This is a genomic window from Ruegeria sp. HKCCD4884 (genome assembly GCF_013110855.1).
GTDB lineage: Bacteria > Pseudomonadota > Alphaproteobacteria > Rhodobacterales > Rhodobacteraceae > Ruegeria.
In genome coordinates, this window is the sequence record NZ_WVRJ01000002.1 from 63,697 (window position 1) to 78,723 (window position 15,027).

A 15,027-nucleotide genomic window follows, 5' to 3' on the forward strand; every position below is an offset into this window, starting at 1 on the left:
AACGTGGCAACGGAATACGTTACGGAAATGCGCCATTCCCTCTTGACCTTGGACGGCGCAATGTCATGAACAGTTCCATGAGTACTGCACGTTTAACGATCAATCTTCAGGCGCTGGCCAGCAACTGGCGGGCGCTTGATGCGAAGACCGGGGTTGAGACCGGGGCTGTGGTCAAGGCCGATGCCTATGGGCTGGGGGCCGGGCCGGTTAGCGATATGCTGGCCGAAGAAGGCGTTCGCAAGTTCTTTGTCGCCGCCGCCGAGGAAGGCGCTGCGGTGCGCGAGGCCGTGGGTCCAGGCCCGATGATCGGTGTCTTTTCCGGGCATATGGAAGGCGACACAGATCTGCTGCGTGCTCATGACCTGACCCCCCTGATCAACTCGGCTGAGCAGTTTCAGCGCCATGAACAAGCGCTGCCTGATCACACATTCGGGATTCAACTGGACAGCGGCATGAACCGTCTGGGGCTTGAGCCCGCCGACTGGGCGGAACTGCGCCCAAAAGCTGAGGCTTTGAACCCGTCGGTGGTCATGTCTCATCTGGCCTGTTCGGACGAACCGGATCACCCGATGAACCAGCAGCAGTTGAAAACGTTCCGCGAGATGACCGACGGCGTCACCGCACCGCGGTCACTGGCCGCAACCGGTGGCACGTTTCTGGGGCCGGAATTCCATTTCGATTTCTGCCGTCCGGGCATCGGCCTCTATGGCGGCCTGCCCTTTGCCGGTGCCAAACCGGTTGTCACCGTTGATTTACCCGTCATCCAGGTGCGTAAACTGGAGGTCGGAGAAACGGTTGGCTATGGCAACAGCTGGGTGGCGCGCCGCCCGTCGCGTATCGCCACTGTTGCTGCGGGATATGCGGATGGCCTGCATCGCGCCATCGGTGGTGGGATTGACACATTTGCCGGAAACCAGCCCTGCCCGGTGGTCGGACGGATTTCGATGGACTTGATCACCGTGGACGTGACCGATCTGCCCCATGACCCGGAACGCCTGCGTATTCTCAACGGCCATCAGACCGTCGACGATCTGGCCGAAGCTGCCGGAACGATTGGGTATGAGATCCTGACATCCTTGGGCAATCGCTATTCGCGGGGCTATGTGGAATGAACCCAATTTCCGCGCTAGGGGGGCTGGGCCGCGCCGTACTAAGCCTGTTTGCGGCCTTTGGCCGTGTTGCATTGTTCGCGCTGGATGCCATCTCGCACATTCTGCGCCCGCCCTTCTATCCGCGGGAGTTCGGAATGGCGCTGCTGAACATCGGCTGGCTGTCCCTGCCCGTGGTTGGCCTGACCGCGATCTTCACCGGCGGCGCATTGGCGTTGCAGATCTACGCCGGCGGCGCGCGTTTCAACGCCGAAGCGGTGGTGCCTCAGATCGTCGCCATTGGCATGGTACGAGAGCTTGGCCCGGTGCTGGTCGGCCTGATGATTGCTGCCCGCGTAACTTCTTCCATCGCGGCCGAAATCGCCACGATGAAAGTGACCGAACAGATCGACGCGCTTGTCACGCTGTCGACCCATCCAATGAAACACCTGACCGCCCCACGCGTCTTGGCCGCGCTAATTACCGTGCCCGCCCTGGTCGCGGTGGGTGACATCATCGGCATTGCCGGAGGCTACACGGTTGCCACTCAAAACCTTGGCTTCAACCCGGCGGCTTATCTGAAAAACACCGTGGATTTCCTTGAAACCCGCGACATCGTCTCATCACTGGTCAAAGGCGCGGCCTTTGGCCTGATCGCGGCCATCATGGGCTGTTACTATGGCATGAATTCCGGTCGCGGCGCGCAAGGCGTGGGCCGCGCCACCAAAGGCTCGGTCGAGGCCGCAGCTGTGCTGATCCTGGCCGCAAACTTCGTTCTCACAGGGGTATTCTTCTCGCTATGATCCGGATGGAGAACGTACATAAAGCCTTTGGCGACAACCACGTATTGCAAGGTCTTAACCTTGAGATCCCAAAGGGCACCTCGATGGTCATCATCGGAGGGTCGGGCACCGGGAAGTCGGTGGCGCTGAAATGTATCCTTGGCCTGATCCACCCCGACAGCGGCATGATTTATGTGGACGGCAAAGACGCCAGCAAAGGCGACCGCGACGCGTTTCTGGCCCGGTTCGGGATGCTGTTTCAGGGGGCGGCGCTGTTTGATTCACTGACTGTCTGGCAGAACGTCGCCTTCCGCTTGCTGCGTGGGTCTCTGAAACGTCCGACAGAAGAAGCGCGCGAAATCGCCATAGAAAAACTGCGTCGTGTGGGCCTAAAATCCGACGTCGCCGACCGCTTTCCGGCAGAGCTGTCGGGCGGGATGCAAAAACGTGTCGGCCTTGCCCGCGCCATCGCCGCCGAGCCCGAGATCATCTTTTTCGACGAACCCACCACCGGCCTTGACCCGATCATGTCCGGCGTCATCAACGATCTGATCCGTGAAATCGTGACCGAGATGGGCGCCACCGCGATGACCATCACCCATGACATGAGCTCGGTCCGCGCGATTGCCGACAATGTCGCCATGCTGCACGGAGGTGTCATCCAATGGACCGGTCCCGTCGGGCAGATGGATGCCTCGGGTGATCCCTATGTCGAGCAGTTCATCAGCGGGAGTGCAGAGGGGCCGATTGAGGCGGTTCGGTGATTGGCGAAAGAACTCTGCTTGAAGTCTCTGACTTTGTCAGAGATTTGGGTATCTATTATGTAGCCAGCCTTTTTTTCGCCAGAGCAATCGGCTCGGTAGTCGACGGCACCAAGTTAGCTTCCAAACGTTTCTGGACGTCAAGCACCATGGCAATTAAACGACCTAGTGGAAATGATGTCAGTGTTGCGTCCAAAGCTAAATTCAGCCTCACGAGAACTATTGTCGTTTGGACCGCGTTCTTTGTGATTATTTATCTCTCACTTCATGCTTTTTACTGGGCGCGCTACGCAGAGATTCCCTTAGTCAACTTTGCAATTGGTGCATTTTTACTTGTGTGCGGTTTGTTCGTGCGAAGAGACTATTTGCGCGAATTGGACAATTCACGGATTAATCTGGACGTCGCTTGTTTTCTGATCTGTTTATTCCTTCTTGTTTGACAAATAGTAAGAGAATGCTCCTCCGCCTCGCCACCCTCTCGCTCCTGATCCTCTACCCCATCGCGTGGTTTGCCCCACTGATGCGCGCGGGGTTCCTGCCCATCTTCGGCCTCAGCGAAATCAGCGTCATCACCGGACTCCAATCCCTGTGGAAATCCGACATCTTCCTTGCGCTGATCGTCACGATCTTCGCCCTCTTCGCCCCCTACATCAAAACCATCGGCACCGCGCTGATCCAATGGAACTTGCTGGACGCCCGCGTCCAACCTGCGCTGAATATCCTCGGCAAACTGGCCATGGCCGACATTTTCCTGATCGCGCTTTACATCACTTTGGCCAAGGGAATCTCTTACGCGACCATTGAAACCGCATGGGGTCTTTACCTGTTCACGGCCTGTATTCTGGCCTCGATCGCACTTGGCCATATTACAGAGATGACATCTGGTTCACGAAAACCTCAGACCTAATTGATTGAAAACACATATCTAAGTATCATCTTTATATTTCGAGCAGTTAAGATTTGTAGTTTTCGGGTCCGCAGCGGATCGCCCTAAGTTGTTTGATCTTCCTCCGCTTCGGCCCGGTGTGTTCCGGTTTGAAAAAGGAGTTCGACGATCATGGCCGCCCTCCACAACATCACATTGCAATGTCAGAATGCCTTTTTAAGATTGACTTTTTTACTGATTTGCATGGCGGCCCTGCTGGCCGTTTCAACCACGATTTTATCCGCTTTGGGCGTGTTGCCCTGGCTTTCGATGCAGGCCGGATTCGGTGGCGGACCGGTGACTGATGCCGGGATGTTCATCCAGATCGGTCTGACCGCACTGATTCTCATGCTGGCGTTTTATCTGCCGGCAAACGCGCGAATGATGGCACTGGAAAACAACCATCGCAAATTTGCCCTCAACATGTATGACATCGCGAACGCGTATCAGATGGCCCACGCCGCTGACCGAAGCGGGCTGTTCATGATGTCCTCCGAGTTCGACGCGGTCAAAGAGCGTATGGCGTTTCTGCGCCAGCACCCTGACCTGCAATCGCTGGAACCTGAGATTTTGGAACTGGCTGCACAAATGAGCCAGATCAGCCAGGAATTGGCCGAAACCTATGGCGACGCGCGGGTCGAACGGGCGCAGATGTTCCTGCAACAACGGCAGCAAGAGATTGAGCTGTTCCAGCAACGTTTGGAAGAGGCTCAGGTCATCCAAAACGAATTGCGCCAATGGACGCGCGACGTGGAAATGGAAGAGACCATCGCCAAATCGCAATTGGCACGCTTGCGGGATGAACTGTTCGAGCTGTTGCCCGAACTATCGACTCAGTTGCAAACACCACGCAAAGACAGCACCTCAAAGGCGTCCAGCGTGGTTGCGATGTCCCCCCCTCGGGCGGCGGAATAGGCGCGTCAGCGCCCGCTGTGGGCGATGGCCCGTTCGGGGCCTGAGACCGCAGCGCGCCACCGGAGGTGAGGAAAGCCCACAAGGGCTTGAAGAACCGCCCAAGCTCGGGCACCAAAGGCCGCATGGCAAAAACGACTTCTTTCTCCTGCTCGGCCTGCGGAGCAACACATACGCGGTGGTCCGGACGCTGCGACGCGTGCGGCGAATGGAACACCATCGTTCAGGACGTGCCCCTTTCGGCTGGCCCGACCAAGAAATCCCTCGGCGGCAAACGCGGCCAGTCCATTGCACTCACGGATTTGTCGACCGAGGAAACCCCACCGCCCCGCACCCTTTGCGGCGTTGAAGAACTTGACCGGGTATTGGGCGGTGGTCTGGTCCCGGCCTCTGCCCTTCTTGTGGGCGGAGATCCGGGCATCGGTAAATCCACGCTGCTATTGCAGGCTGCTGCCCGGTTTGCGCGTGCCGGCGTCAAAACCATCTACGTCTCGGGCGAGGAAGCCAGCGCACAGGTCCGGATGCGTGCACGTCGTCTTGGGCTTGAGGACGCGCCAGTCCAACTGGCCGCAGAAACCAACCTGCGCGACATCCTCACGACGCTTGAGGCCGAAAAGCCCGGTCTGGCAATTATCGACTCGATCCAGACCATGTGGGCCGACAATGTGGACAGCGCGCCCGGATCGGTGTCACAAGTCCGGGCCGCAGCCCATGAATTGACCACATTTGCGAAACGACATGGCGTGTCGATCATCATGGTCGGCCACGTTACGAAAGAAGGTCAGATCGCGGGCCCGCGCGTGGTCGAACACATGGTCGACACTGTGCTGTATTTCGAGGGCGAACGCGGCCACCAGTTCCGCATTCTGCGCGCCGTCAAGAACCGCTTTGGTCCTGCTGATGAGATCGGCGTCTTCGAGATGACCGGCAAAGGGCTGGCGCAGGTTACAAACCCCTCCGCCCTGTTCCTGTCGGAACGCGGCACGCCCAGCCCCGGTTCGGCTGTCTTTGCGGGTATCGAAGGCACCCGCCCCGTTCTGGTCGAATTGCAGGCCCTTGTCGCCCCTTCGCCCCATTCTCAGCCCCGTCGCACGGTCGTTGGATGGGACAGCGGGCGGCTGGCCATGATCCTTGCTGTGCTCGAGGCGCGCTGCGGAATCCCCTTTGCTGGCCTTGATGTCTATCTAAACGTCGCCGGAGGGCTAAAGGTCAGCGAACCCGCCGCAGACCTCGCGGTTGCCGCTGCGTTACTCAGCGCGCGTGAAGACACCGCCCTGCCCGCCGACACCGTCGTTTTCGGAGAAATCTCGCTATCTGGGGCACTTAGACCCGCTCCGCAGACAGAAAACAGGTTGAAAGAAGCTCAAAAACTTGGTTTCACAGCGGCAATTGCTCCGGCAGGTGGCAAAACCGGCACTGTGGCAGGTCTGTCACTCACCCGACCCTCTGATTTGGTTGGGTTTGTTGGCGAAACCTTCGGAGCAGGTTAAAGTCGCGCCTTGAGGGGCAGAAAACGAACAGGCGAGGGCCATGGAAGGTTTTACAATAATTGACGGGGTCGTCGCCCTGGTCATCGTGCTATCGGGCTTATTGGCCTACTCACGTGGTTTCATGCGCGAAGTTCTGGCCATCGCAGGCTGGGTCGCAGCGGCTGTCCTGGCGTTCATCTTTGCTCCGCAGGCCGTCCCACTGGTCAAGGAGATCCCCGTAGTCGGAGATTTCCTGCGCGACAGTTGCGAGCTTTCGGTCATCACCGGCTTTGCTGCAGTCTTTGCTGTGGCGCTGATCGTGGTCAGCATTTTCACGCCGTTGTTTTCGTCACTGGTGCAACGCTCGGCTTTGGGTGGTCTGGATCAGGCGCTTGGTCTGTTCTTTGGCATCGCGCGGGGCATCCTATTGGTTGCGATCGCTTTCTTTGTCTACGACACCGTTATGACCGGTCAGTCGTACACAATTGTCGACGAAAGCCGCTCGGCCAAGGTGTTTGAGCAGTTCAGCGGTCAGATCGAAGAACAAAACCCCGAGGCCGCTTTGGGCTGGGTTACCGCACAATACGAAGAACTGGTGGCCAGCTGCACCGCAGGCAACACCCAGCCTGAGACCACTGCACCTGCGGAAGGCTGAACACCGCCCAATCCATGTTTCATCGAAAGCCCGGTTCGGACGGGGCTTTTTTCTTGTGGGTCAGGTGAAACCTTCCCCGCCGCATACAGTGCATTTGATCGTTTTTAATCCAAAACATCCATCACACCGGCTGGAGATCGGTTTGCCAAGTATATCGCGGCTTTTGACAACTTCGCCTGCGCCGTTGCAGATCTGACAGGGCGCGCGCCCCGTGCCCCGGCATCGATGGCACCGTTGCTTGACCCGTTCCGGTTTCTTTTGCTGAGACTTATGTTGCCACATTCGGATCCTCTGGGTGTTTCTCCAATCCAGAATTATACATATTCATGCGCATGACAGCATATATGACTGCACATGTCATCCGTTTCCCGAACATCAGCCGTTGTGCACAATTTCAGCCTGCGGCAATTGGTAAATGTGATCCTTTGATGACAGCCACGCCATTAGGCTTTATGTGGAGGCCAACCCGCCACGGAATCGGAGCCACCGATCTTGTTCTTTCTGTATGAATGCGCGCTGGTCGTGATGATGGTCGCCCTATTGGCGTCATTTTCTTCTGCCTCCATTGCAGCCGCGCACGCGTCACAGATTGTCCGAAGCCGTAAAACGGTCAGTCCTCAGATCAAATCGTCATAGAAGTTGGAGCCCCGTAAATGTGTGGGATTTTGGGAATCGCAAGCCGGACACATGATGTGTTTGCCGAGATCTATGACGGGCTGCTGATGCTGCAGCATCGGGGTCAGGATGCCTCGGGGATCGTGACCTTCAATGGCGAGTTTTTCCGCGAAAAGAAGGCCAACGGTCTGGTAAAGGATGTGTTCAATGCTCAGGACGCGGAAACCCTTCTGGGCCATGTTGGCATGGGCCATGTCCGGTATCCCACCGCAGGTTCGCTCAGCGCGGCCGAAGCGCAACCGTTCTTTGTGAACGCGCCATATGGTATCTATCTGGTTCACAACGGCAACATCACAAACACAGCCGAGCAGCGCGAAAAAGTTACAGGCAAATACAGCCGTCACCTGCGCACTACCTCAGATTCAGAAATCCTGTTGAACGTGTTGGCCGACAAAGTGGCTGACGCGATCAAGGTGAATGGCAATGCAGAACCCATCCGCAACCTGTTTGCAGGTGTGAAGATGACGATGGAGCGGGTTCAGGGCGCTTATTCCGTGATCTGTCTGGTCGCAGGCGTTGGGATGCTGGCCTTCCGCGATCCGTTTGGCATTCGCCCCTTGTCGGTTGCGAAACGCACAGTGGACGGCGCAGGGGATGATTATGCGTTCGCCTCGGAAGATGTGGCCTTTGGCATCAATGGCTTTGAGAAACTGCGTGACCTGCGTCCGGGTGAAGCGATCCTGATCGATCTGGACGGCAACATGCACGAGTTCCAGGCAGTTGAAGGCAAGCTGACGCCCTGTATCTTTGAGTATGTCTATCTGGCCCGCCCGGACTCACTGCTGGACGGTGTTTCGGTCTACAAGACCCAGATGCGCATGGGTCAGACACTGGCCAAACAGATTCAGGAGTCCGGCCTGGAAATCGACCGGATCATCCCGGTGCCGGACAGCGCCCGCCCTGTAGCGTTGGAAGCCGCAAAGATCACAGGCATCCCTTATCGCGAAGGTCTGGTCAAGAACCGCTATGTCGGGCGCACCTTCATCATGCCGGGTCAAGCAGAGCGACAGAAGTCCGTCCGCCGCAAGCTGAACGCCGTGCCGCTGGAATTTGATGGTCACAGTGTTCTGCTGATCGACGATTCCATCGTACGTGGCAACACCATCAAAAAGATCGTTCAGATGTGCCGCGACGCAGGTGCCAAAAAAGTCTATGTCGCCAGCGCCTCACCCCCAGTGAAATATCCCAACGTCTACGGCATCGACATGCCGACCAAGGCCGAACTGATAGCAAACGGCAAAGAGATCGAAGAAATCCGGGAAGAATTGGGCGCGGACGCGCTGTTCTATCAGCATCTGGATGACCTGATCTGGGCCGCGAAAGAAGGCAACCCCGAGATCGAAGCCTTTGACTGCTCGTGCTTTGACGGAAACTACATCACCGGCAGCGTCAGCGAGGATTATCTGGACAATCTGGAAAACAGCAGCCGCGTCAGCCAGAAACGTGCAGATATGCAGGTTCCGGGCGGGTCGTGGAACGCAGCAAAGCTGGCGTCTGGCTAAACGGGCCTACATTTACCACCCCACGCTAAGGGCGAATGATTCGCTTTATCAGCTTGGCGACTGCTTTCGTTTCGAACCGTTGTAATGAGTGGGTTTTTGCCACAACTCAGCGGTGAATGCTGCGTGATCTCAAGGGCTTTTTTGTCGGGCACTTTTGTCTCGGTGACATCAGTGTGTGATGCGCTTTAGCTTCCGTTTCGGTTTTGATACTTGGCTCGCACCACTCACTTACAAAGGGGTTTGGGCTACGGTCCAGGCCGCAGATCATGTCGAATACAAAAGTCAAAAGCGCAGCCACCCAGCGTGGCGCGTTGAAGAAGAATTCCGTGTCAGTTCTTGGGGTCTTTGGGCCAAAAGCCGATCTGCGGGCCCTTATGCGGCTTTCTTCCGGACGCGTGAAAGAGGTGAAAACCGGCAGCCGAGTTGCTTCGGGTACGGTTGTTGCGATTGATGAACATGGCATTATGCTGCGACAAAGCGGCCAGACCAAGCGGATCACCATTCCCGGCAGCTAATCGCGACTTGACGCCCTGCGCGCAGGGGTTCAAACCGCAGCCATGACCGATCAGACCAAAATCGCCCTTGTCACCGGGGCCTCTCGCGGGTTGGGCGCTGCCCTGGCCGAAGCGTTGGTGCCCGAGTATCACATAGTTGCAGTCGCGCGCACCACTGGCGGGCTGGAAGAGTTGGACGACCGGATCAAGGCCAAGGGAGGTTCGGCAACGCTGGCCCCTATGGATATCACCGATCCAAATGCCATGGCTACCTTGTGCAGAGGAATTCACGACCGATGGGGCAAGGTGGATCTCTGGTTGCACACCGCGATCCATACCTCGGCCCTGACACCAACTCATTTCATTGATCCCAAAGAGTGGGCAAAGGCCGTTAACACCAACGCCAATGCGACCTCGGTTCTGATCCCCTACGTGACGCCCCTGCTGGGTGAAAACGGCCACGCGGTGTTCTTTGACGACCCGAAGGCTGGCGAGAAGTTCTATGGTATCTATGGGGCCACCAAGGCCGCGCAGATGGCCCTGGCCCGCAGTTGGGCTGCGGAAACTGAACGCACCGGCCCACGCGTTTCAATTGTCGAACCTGCGCCTATGCCCACCGCCGTACGCGCACGGTTCCATCCCGGAGAAGATCGGGACGCGTTGATCAGCACGGCAAGTGAAGCCGCGCGCATACTGGCGCTGCTATAGGAAATGGCCCTTGCGGGCCATGCCTCCGGCGGAGGTATTTTTGGCCAGATGAAGCTGGGATCAGGCGATGTGAACGCCGTTGCGCCCGGCCAGATCGACAAAGAATTGCCAGGCAACGCGGCCGGAGCGTGAGCCGCGCGTGGCTTGCCACTCAATGGCTTCGGCCCTCAGAGTGCCTGCATCGACCGATACGCCATAGGCCGCGCAATAGCGGTCAATCATGGCCAGGTATTCGTCCTGATCGCAGGGGTGAAAGCCCAGCCAAAGCCCAAAACGGTCGGACAGCGAAACCTTTTCCTCAACCGCCTCGGAAGGGTTGATGGCACTGGAGCGTTCGTTTTCGATCATGTCCCTTGGCATCAGGTGACGACGGTTCGAGGTGGCGTAGAACACAACATTTTCCGGGCGACCTTCAATGCCACCGTCCAGAACGGCCTTGAGCGATTTGTAATGCTGGTCATCATGGCTGAACGAAAGATCGTCGCAGAACAGGATGAACCGGTGCGGCGCAGCGCGCAGATGGTTCAGAAGGCGTGCAACCGACGCCATATCCTCGCGTTGCAATTCGACCAGCTTCAAATCCGGATGGTCCGATTGCAGGGTTCCGTGCACTGCCTTGACAAGGCTGGATTTCCCCATGCCCCGCGCGCCCCACAACAACGCGTTGTTCGCCTTGTATCCGGCGGCAAACCGACGCGTGTTATCAAGCAAGGTGTCGCGCGACCGATTGATGCCGACCAACAAGTCCAAATCGACGCGATTGACCTGCTTCACCGGCTCTAACCGGTCGGGTTCCACATGCCAGACAAATGCAGGGGCTTCGTCAAAATCCGGGGCAGCCAATGGGGCCGGTGCCATGCGGTCCAGCGCATCAGCAATACGGTTCAGGGCTTGATCATCCATAGGGGCCTCCGGTCGTTTTGGCGTTCAAACCATGTTCCTTCCGGCGCAACAAGAGGCGGAAACGAAAAAGGCGCGCCAGAGATCGGCACGCCTTGTTCAGTATTTTCTATAGATCACGATTTTTCTTCGTAATCCTGCATATGATCGGCATCCGCTTCGGCCTCTTCATCGTCGTAATAGCCGTCGGCACGCAGCTGTTCTTCGCGCTTGCGTTCGACCCGAGCGACCAGGAAGATCGAAATTTCGTAAAGGCCATAAACCACAACAAAGAGAATGATCTGCGTGATTACATCCGGGGGTGTCACGATAGCAGCCAGCACCAGAATGCCTACGACTGCATATTTGCGCACGGCACCCAGGCCTTCGGCGCTCACCAGCCCTGCCTTACCCATGAGGGTCAAAAGAACCGGCAGTTGGAAGCACAGCCCGAAAGCCACGATGAACTTGATCGTCAGGTTCAGGTATTCCTGTGCTGAGCCCTGGAAAACCACGCTCAGAGGTGCAGCAGTTGCACCATCTGCCACAGCTTCACCTTCAGCACCAAATTGCTGGAACCCAAGGAAGAAATCATAGGCCAGTGGCGTAACGACATAGAAGGCAAAGCTTGCGCCCAGAAGGAACATGAAGGGCGAGGCCAGCATGAAGGGCAAAAACGCGTTCTTTTCCGACTTATACAGCCCCGGCGCCACAAAGCGCCACATCTGCATCCCGATATAGGGAAACGCCAGAATGAACCCGCCCAGCAACGAGACCTTGATGGCCACAAAGAAACCTTCTTGCGGCGAGATGAAAATCAGGCCGCAATCCTGTCCACGCTCGGTCAGTACCTCGCATAGGGGATTGGTCAGAAAGTTAAAAAGCGGCGTGGCCACGGTAAAGCAGATGATCATCCCGATCAGAAAAGCCACGACACAGTGTATCAACCGTGTGCGCAGCTCAGCCAGATGCTCGATCAGGGGGGCCGAGGTATCTTCGATCTCGTCGGTCTTGCTCATGTTTTGCTTTCAGTGTTCAGCGCAGCCTCGGCCTCTTCCGCTTTGGCCAATGCGTCGGCGGCTTCCTTGGCTTTGCGTTCGGCAGCGGCACGTGCTGTGGTGGCCTGAATTTTCTTGGCCTGCTCGGCCCGTTCTGCCGCCAGTTTGCCGGTTTCGCTGTCAGGATCGAACTTGGTAGGATCGATGCTTTTGGCCATATCCTGCGCGGCTTGTTTGACACCGTCCATGGCAGAACCCACAGGATTCGCGGCAGCGTCGAGACCTTTCTTGATCTCGTTCACGCCAGCCTGATCCGCAGCCTCGTTCATGGCGCTGCTGAATTCGCGCGCCATGCCACGGGCTTTGCCGACAAAACGCCCGACATTGCGGAACAATACCGGCAGGTCCTTTGGCCCCACAACGATCAGGGCAACGATGCCGATGACCAGAAGCTCGGTCCAGCCCAGATCAAACATCTGCGCTTACGCCTTGTCTTTCTCGGTTTCAGGAGTGACGTCCTTAGCCATCTCGGACGCGTCTTGTTCCAGCTCTTCCGTGCCATCCTTCACGCCCTTCTTGAACGCGGTGATACCTTTGCCAACTTCACCCATCAGCGAGCTGATCTTGCCGCGGCCAAACAGAACCAGAACTACAACGGCGATCAGCAGAAGACCGGGAAGGCCGATATTGTTGAGCATGTCTTTTCTCCTCTTTCATCGGCACCCTTACGTGCCGGGAATATGAACTGGCTCTGTGTTTACGCCCGGATGCGTTGCCTCAAAAGGGAACAAGTGCTGTTTGAAGGTAAAAATTGATGTGATCCCGCAGAATCTAAGGGCTCGCATTTTCCAACTGACAGGTTTATGTCAGTTGGGCAGCATTACGAAGACGATATCGAAACCTGGTCAACGGAGACCCAAATGACCCATGTTGCTGAAATCGTCACCTTCACCCTTGCCAATGGCACCACACCGGAAGAATTTGTGAAACTCAGCCAAGCCTCAGAAGCCTTTGTCCGCAGCGCACCGGGCTTCGCCCATCGCCAGTTGAGCCAGGGCGAAGACGGGCGTTGGACCGATTATGTCGTCTGGACGGACATGAAGGCGGCCAAAGACGCCGCCGCGCAATTCCCACAACAGGACTTCTGCGCCGGTCTGATGGCAGCCATCAATCCTGACAGCATTCAGATGCGCCACGAGAACGTGTTATGGAACATGACCGCCTAAGCGCGGTCTGGACGGCGTAATATGCGCCGCACGGATCGTCTTTTTGACATCATACAGATCCTGCGCGACGGCAAACTGCACCGTGCGCAGGACATTGCGGACCGGCTCGAGGTATCGGTCCGCACCATCTATCGCGATATGGATACGCTGGTGGCTTCGGGTGTTCCGGTCGAAGGCGAACGCGGCGTGGGCTACATGGTGCGCGAGCAGATCACCCTGCCCCCGCTGAACCTGACTACAGCCGAGCTTGAAGCGCTCAACCTCGGTATGGCTATCGTGGCCGAGGCCGCCGATCCTGACCTGAAAGCCGCTGCCAATTCTCTGGCTGACAAAATCGATGCCGTCTTGCCCACGCAGGTAGTAGCCGAAGCCGACGCATGGAAGTTCGCCGTCTACCCCTTTGCAGATGCTGCCCGTGGGTTGGCACATATGGCCCCGATCCGCTCGGCCATCAAATCGCGCCAGAAACTTCGCTTGTCATATCAAAGGATCGACGGGGTTCTGACCGAACGCACCATCCGCCCGCTTCACATGGAATACTGGGGCCGCGTCTGGACCCTCACCGCTTGGTGCGAACTTCGTCAGGGTTTCCGCGTCTTCCGTATCGACCTGATCGAAACTATCGCGCCGTTGCCGGAACTCTTTGCGGACGAACCCGGCAAACGCCTGAGCGACTACGACCCAAACGTCTGACCTTCTTCATCTTTTCAAAAATACTCCCGCCGGAGGCATGGCCCGAAACGGGCCATTCATCCTCACTTCAGGTAGGGCTCTGGATCAACAGACTCGAACCCTTTGCGCACTTCAAAATGTACATAGGCGTTGTCTCCACCCCGCAACTGCGCCAGCTTTTGACCACGACGCACGCGGTCACCTTTCTTTACGGTAATGTCGTCTACGTTGGCATAAACTGTCAGCAGATCGTTTTTGTGTTTAACCACGATGATCGGAACCTGATCCGCATCCGCCGTTATCGCCGCAACCGTACCTGCCTCGGCCGCTGTTACAGCCGTACCGGGTGCTGCGGCTATGTCGATGCCTTCATTCTTGCCCTTGTTGTAGCCACGGATGATGGTACCGCTCACTGGTAGTGAAAGGGCTGAAGAGCGCGTATTGGTCGGGGCTTCGGCCGTCACATCCGGTGCCTCAGCTTTGGGTGCTACTTTTTCTTCAGGCAGCGGCTGGGTGGCGCTTGGCGGGGTCGGTGTTGGCGATCCTTGCCCCGGCTCGGTCACTTCAGTGGCCGCAACAGGTGCCGCAGCCGCCGCAGCGCTTTGCCGTGGCGCGGGCTGGTTCTTGACTGGAATCAACAAGAACTGACCTTCGCGCACGGTAAAATCGGGCCCAAGCCCGTTCCACTCCGCAAGCGCGTCGACCGGCACCTGATAGAGCCTCGAGATGGTATAGGCCGTCTCGCCCCGTTTGACCTTGTGCCGGACCGGTTCCGGCCCTGAAGGCACAGGGGCGGCGGTTGGCGCGGGTTTCGCTGGTTCCAATGTCGTTGTCTGGACCGATCCCGTATCCGGGGCCTGATCGATCGCACTTCCGGCCACCGAAGCGATATCCACCCCGCTACCGGCGCCGACCGAGCGCGGCAAGGCCAGCACTTCGCCTTCTCGCAAACTGTCGGTCGCCTGCAATCCGTTGAAGCGCGACAACTCACTTTCCGGCAGGCCAACACGCGCGGCAACGTCACGCACTGTGTCGCCCCGACGGGCTACGGCAACCTGATAGTTGGGATAAGTGATCACACCCCGGCTGTCCGGTGTGGGCCGCGATGTGGTGGAAGCTTGCGCCGCATCGGCAGTCGAGAACCCACCGACCTGCCCACGCAGATCATAGTCCAAGGGCCCTTCACACCCGGCCAAAACGGCGACAGCGACCAGTCCGGTTGCGCAGCGACGCATAGCTGATTTGGATACTGCTTTCATAATTCTGTCCTCAAAGCCTGCC

General features: G+C 57.6%; 18 protein-coding genes. 13 read left to right on the plus strand and 5 right to left on the minus strand.

What is annotated here, in order from left to right:
- Window positions 1-77: 77 nt before the first annotated feature.
- The 11 genes from alr to GS636_RS02740 all read left to right on the plus strand — a co-directional run bounded on the left by alr (window position 78) and on the right by GS636_RS02740 (window position 9,971).
- On the plus strand, window positions 78-1,112 hold the full coding sequence (alr, locus tag GS636_RS02690; protein ID WP_171668362.1) for an alanine racemase: 1,035 nt from the start codon (window positions 78-80) through the stop codon (window positions 1,110-1,112).
- Window positions 1,109-1,891, plus strand: a complete 783-nt coding sequence (locus tag GS636_RS02695) for an ABC transporter permease (protein ID WP_171668363.1) — start codon at window positions 1,109-1,111, stop codon at window positions 1,889-1,891. The genes alr and GS636_RS02695 overlap by 4 nt, the downstream gene beginning before the upstream one ends.
- Window positions 1,888-2,634 carry an ABC transporter ATP-binding protein gene (locus GS636_RS02700; RefSeq protein ID WP_171237694.1) on the plus strand — a complete coding sequence of 249 codons (747 nt, stop codon included), beginning with the start codon at window positions 1,888-1,890 and terminating at the stop codon, window positions 2,632-2,634. Before GS636_RS02695 ends, GS636_RS02700 begins: the two co-directional genes overlap by 4 nt.
- On the plus strand, window positions 2,631-3,071 hold the full coding sequence (locus GS636_RS02705) for a hypothetical protein (RefSeq protein WP_171668364.1): 441 nt from the start codon (window positions 2,631-2,633) through the stop codon (window positions 3,069-3,071). The genes GS636_RS02700 and GS636_RS02705 overlap by 4 nt, the downstream gene beginning before the upstream one ends.
- A 14-nt stretch (window positions 3,072-3,085) precedes the next feature.
- Window positions 3,086-3,538, plus strand: coding sequence for a paraquat-inducible protein A (locus tag GS636_RS02710; protein ID WP_171668365.1), 453 nt, complete (start codon window positions 3,086-3,088; stop codon window positions 3,536-3,538).
- Window positions 3,539-3,688: 150 nt separating this feature from the next.
- Window positions 3,689-4,471 carry a DNA repair protein gene (locus GS636_RS02715; RefSeq protein WP_171668366.1) on the plus strand — a complete coding sequence of 261 codons (783 nt, stop codon included), beginning with the start codon at window positions 3,689-3,691 and terminating at the stop codon, window positions 4,469-4,471.
- A gap of 122 nt (window positions 4,472-4,593) precedes the next feature.
- Complete coding sequence (gene radA, locus GS636_RS02720; RefSeq protein WP_171090399.1) at window positions 4,594-5,958, plus strand: DNA repair protein RadA; 1,365 nt, start codon at window positions 4,594-4,596, stop codon at window positions 5,956-5,958.
- A 40-nt stretch (window positions 5,959-5,998) separates the two neighbouring features.
- Window positions 5,999-6,592 carry a CvpA family protein gene (locus tag GS636_RS02725; protein WP_171090400.1) on the plus strand — a complete coding sequence of 198 codons (594 nt, stop codon included), beginning with the start codon at window positions 5,999-6,001 and terminating at the stop codon, window positions 6,590-6,592.
- 653 nt (window positions 6,593-7,245) lie between these two features.
- Entirely contained in the window at window positions 7,246-8,769 is a 1,524-nt protein-coding gene (gene purF / locus GS636_RS02730; RefSeq protein ID WP_171090402.1) for an amidophosphoribosyltransferase, read from the plus strand.
- 266 nt (window positions 8,770-9,035) lie between these two features.
- A complete protein-coding gene (locus GS636_RS02735; protein WP_171090404.1) occupies window positions 9,036-9,284 on the plus strand; it encodes a hypothetical protein in 249 nt (82 codons plus the stop codon).
- 42 nt (window positions 9,285-9,326) lie between these two features.
- On the plus strand, window positions 9,327-9,971 hold the full coding sequence (locus tag GS636_RS02740; RefSeq protein ID WP_171668367.1) for an SDR family oxidoreductase: 645 nt from the start codon (window positions 9,327-9,329) through the stop codon (window positions 9,969-9,971).
- Window positions 9,972-10,031: 60 nt separating this feature from the next.
- On the opposite strand, the gene GS636_RS02745 is transcribed toward GS636_RS02740, so the two are convergent.
- From GS636_RS02745 to GS636_RS02760, 4 genes are all read right to left on the minus strand, one after another.
- Window positions 10,032-10,874 carry an ATP-binding protein gene (locus GS636_RS02745; RefSeq protein ID WP_171668368.1) on the minus strand — a complete coding sequence of 281 codons (843 nt, stop codon included), beginning with the start codon at window positions 10,872-10,874 and terminating at the stop codon, window positions 10,032-10,034.
- Between the two features lie 113 nt (window positions 10,875-10,987).
- Window positions 10,988-11,869 (minus strand): twin-arginine translocase subunit TatC, encoded by an 882-nt coding sequence (gene tatC, locus GS636_RS02750; protein ID WP_171668369.1) that lies wholly within the window; start codon window positions 11,867-11,869, stop codon window positions 10,988-10,990.
- Window positions 11,866-12,324, minus strand: a complete 459-nt coding sequence (gene tatB / locus GS636_RS02755; RefSeq protein ID WP_171090412.1) for a Sec-independent protein translocase protein TatB — start codon at window positions 12,322-12,324, stop codon at window positions 11,866-11,868. The genes tatC and tatB overlap by 4 nt, the downstream gene beginning before the upstream one ends.
- A gap of 6 nt (window positions 12,325-12,330) precedes the next feature.
- On the minus strand, window positions 12,331-12,546 hold the full coding sequence (locus GS636_RS02760; protein WP_171090414.1) for a twin-arginine translocase TatA/TatE family subunit: 216 nt from the start codon (window positions 12,544-12,546) through the stop codon (window positions 12,331-12,333).
- Between the two features lie 222 nt (window positions 12,547-12,768).
- On the opposite strand from GS636_RS02760, the gene GS636_RS02765 reads away from it, so the two are divergent.
- A complete protein-coding gene (locus GS636_RS02765; RefSeq protein WP_171090416.1) occupies window positions 12,769-13,074 on the plus strand; it encodes a hypothetical protein in 306 nt (101 codons plus the stop codon).
- 21 nt (window positions 13,075-13,095) lie between these two features.
- Window positions 13,096-13,767 (plus strand): YafY family protein, encoded by a 672-nt coding sequence (locus tag GS636_RS02770; protein ID WP_171668370.1) that lies wholly within the window; start codon window positions 13,096-13,098, stop codon window positions 13,765-13,767.
- Window positions 13,768-13,829: 62 nt separating this feature from the next.
- On the opposite strand, the gene GS636_RS02775 is transcribed toward GS636_RS02770, so the two are convergent.
- Entirely contained in the window at window positions 13,830-15,005 is a 1,176-nt protein-coding gene (locus tag GS636_RS02775) for a peptidoglycan DD-metalloendopeptidase family protein (protein WP_171668371.1), read from the minus strand.
- Window positions 15,006-15,027 lie beyond the last annotated feature (22 nt).

What these genes read in the sequence shown, in the direction of transcription:
- radA (WP_171090399.1), top strand. Translation starts at nt 4,594, where the DNA reads ATGGCAAAAACGACTTCTTTCTCCTGCTCGGCCTGCGGAGCAACACAT.
- GS636_RS02735 (WP_171090404.1), top strand. Translation starts at nt 9,036, where the DNA reads ATGTCGAATACAAAAGTCAAAAGCGCAGCCACCCAGCGTGGCGCGTTG.
- GS636_RS02725 (WP_171090400.1), top strand. Translation starts at nt 5,999, where the DNA reads ATGGAAGGTTTTACAATAATTGACGGGGTCGTCGCCCTGGTCATCGTG.
- GS636_RS02695 (WP_171668363.1), top strand. Translation starts at nt 1,109, where the DNA reads ATGAACCCAATTTCCGCGCTAGGGGGGCTGGGCCGCGCCGTACTAAGC.
- GS636_RS02715 (WP_171668366.1), top strand. Translation starts at nt 3,689, where the DNA reads ATGGCCGCCCTCCACAACATCACATTGCAATGTCAGAATGCCTTTTTA.
- GS636_RS02700 (WP_171237694.1), top strand. Translation starts at nt 1,888, where the DNA reads ATGATCCGGATGGAGAACGTACATAAAGCCTTTGGCGACAACCACGTA.
- GS636_RS02765 (WP_171090416.1), top strand. Translation starts at nt 12,769, where the DNA reads ATGACCCATGTTGCTGAAATCGTCACCTTCACCCTTGCCAATGGCACC.
- GS636_RS02745 (WP_171668368.1), bottom strand. Translation starts at nt 10,874, where the DNA reads ATGGATGATCAAGCCCTGAACCGTATTGCTGATGCGCTGGACCGCATG.
- purF (WP_171090402.1), top strand. Translation starts at nt 7,246, where the DNA reads ATGTGTGGGATTTTGGGAATCGCAAGCCGGACACATGATGTGTTTGCC.
- GS636_RS02710 (WP_171668365.1), top strand. Translation starts at nt 3,086, where the DNA reads ATGCTCCTCCGCCTCGCCACCCTCTCGCTCCTGATCCTCTACCCCATC.
- GS636_RS02740 (WP_171668367.1), top strand. Translation starts at nt 9,327, where the DNA reads ATGACCGATCAGACCAAAATCGCCCTTGTCACCGGGGCCTCTCGCGGG.
- alr (WP_171668362.1), top strand. Translation starts at nt 78, where the DNA reads ATGAGTACTGCACGTTTAACGATCAATCTTCAGGCGCTGGCCAGCAAC.
- GS636_RS02770 (WP_171668370.1), top strand. Translation starts at nt 13,096, where the DNA reads ATGCGCCGCACGGATCGTCTTTTTGACATCATACAGATCCTGCGCGAC.
- GS636_RS02760 (WP_171090414.1), bottom strand. Translation starts at nt 12,546, where the DNA reads ATGCTCAACAATATCGGCCTTCCCGGTCTTCTGCTGATCGCCGTTGTA.
- GS636_RS02775 (WP_171668371.1), bottom strand. Translation starts at nt 15,005, where the DNA reads ATGAAAGCAGTATCCAAATCAGCTATGCGTCGCTGCGCAACCGGACTG.
- tatB (WP_171090412.1), bottom strand. Translation starts at nt 12,324, where the DNA reads ATGTTTGATCTGGGCTGGACCGAGCTTCTGGTCATCGGCATCGTTGCC.
- tatC (WP_171668369.1), bottom strand. Translation starts at nt 11,869, where the DNA reads ATGAGCAAGACCGACGAGATCGAAGATACCTCGGCCCCCCTGATCGAG.